Source organism: Ruegeria denitrificans, assembly GCF_001458295.1.
Lineage (GTDB): Bacteria > Pseudomonadota > Alphaproteobacteria > Rhodobacterales > Rhodobacteraceae > Ruegeria > Ruegeria denitrificans.
In genome coordinates this window covers 1-1227 of record NZ_CYUD01000040.1, presented here as the reverse complement: position 1 = coordinate 1227, position 1227 = coordinate 1, and the positions used below count along the sequence as shown (strand labels likewise).

General features: G+C 58.4%; 1 protein-coding gene. It reads right to left on the bottom strand.

Annotated features, from left to right (window positions below; all coding sequences use genetic code 11):
* Nucleotides 1-51 precede the first annotated feature (51 nt).
* Nucleotides 52-1227: elongation factor Tu (gene tuf, locus RUE5091_RS22450; protein ID WP_058284175.1), on the bottom strand; the 1176-nt coding region annotated here is incomplete at its 5' end.

The window sequence follows — 1227 nt, the reverse complement described above, 5'->3', positions numbered from 1 at the left end:
AAAAAGGGCGCCCCTAGGGGCGCCCTTTCCGCAGCTATTCGCCTAGGCGAATTACTCGATGATTTTCGACACGACGCCGGCGCCGACGGTGCGGCCGCCTTCGCGGATGGCGAAACGCAGACCGTCTTCCATCGCGATCGGTGCGATCAGTTCGACAGTGAAGCCGACATTGTCGCCGGGCATGACCATCTCGGTGCCTTCGGCCAGGGTCACGGTGCCGGTCACGTCAGTCGTACGGAAGTAGAACTGCGGACGGTAGTTCGCAAAGAACGGAGTGTGACGACCGCCTTCTTCCTTGGTCAGGATATAGGCTTCGGCTTCGAACTTGGTGTGCGGTGTCACCGAACCCGGCTTACACAGAACCTGGCCACGCTCAACGCCTTCACGGTCGATACCGCGCAGCAGCGCGCCGATGTTGTCGCCCGCTTCACCGCGATCCAGCAGCTTGCGGAACATTTCAACACCGGTACAGGTGGTTTTCTGAGTGTCACGGATGCCGACGATTTCGATCTCGTCACCAACGTTGATCACGCCACGCTCGACACGGCCGGTCACAACAGTACCACGACCCGAGATCGAGAACACGTCTTCGACCGGCATCAGGAACGGCTTGTCAACTTCACGCTCAGGGGTGTCGATGTACTCATCAACAGCCGCCATCAGCTCCTTGATCTTCTCTTCGCCGATTTCCGGGTTGTTGCCTTCCATCGCCGCCAGAGCCGAACCTGCGATGATCGGAATATCGTCGCCAGGGTATTCGTAGCTGGACAGCAGTTCGCGAACTTCCATCTCAACCAGTTCCAGCAGCTCTTCGTCATCAACCTGGTCAACTTTGTTCATGAACACGACCATCTTCGGGATGCCAACCTGGCGGCCCAGCAGGATGTGCTCGCGGGTCTGCGGCATCGGACCGTCAGCTGCGTTCACAACCAGGATCGCGCCGTCCATCTGCGCGGCACCGGTGATCATGTTCTTGACGTAGTCGGCGTGGCCGGGGCAGTCAACGTGCGCGTAGTGGCGGTTGTCGGTCTCGTATTCCACGTGGGCGGTCGAGATGGTGATGCCACGTGCTTTTTCTTCAGGCGCGCCGTCAATCTGGTCATACGCTTTGAAGTCACCGAAATACTTGGTGATTGCTGCGGTCAGCGTGGTTTTACCGTGGTCAACGTGCCCAATCGTGCCGATGTTGACGTGCGGCTTATTACGCTCAAACTTTTCCTTTGCCAT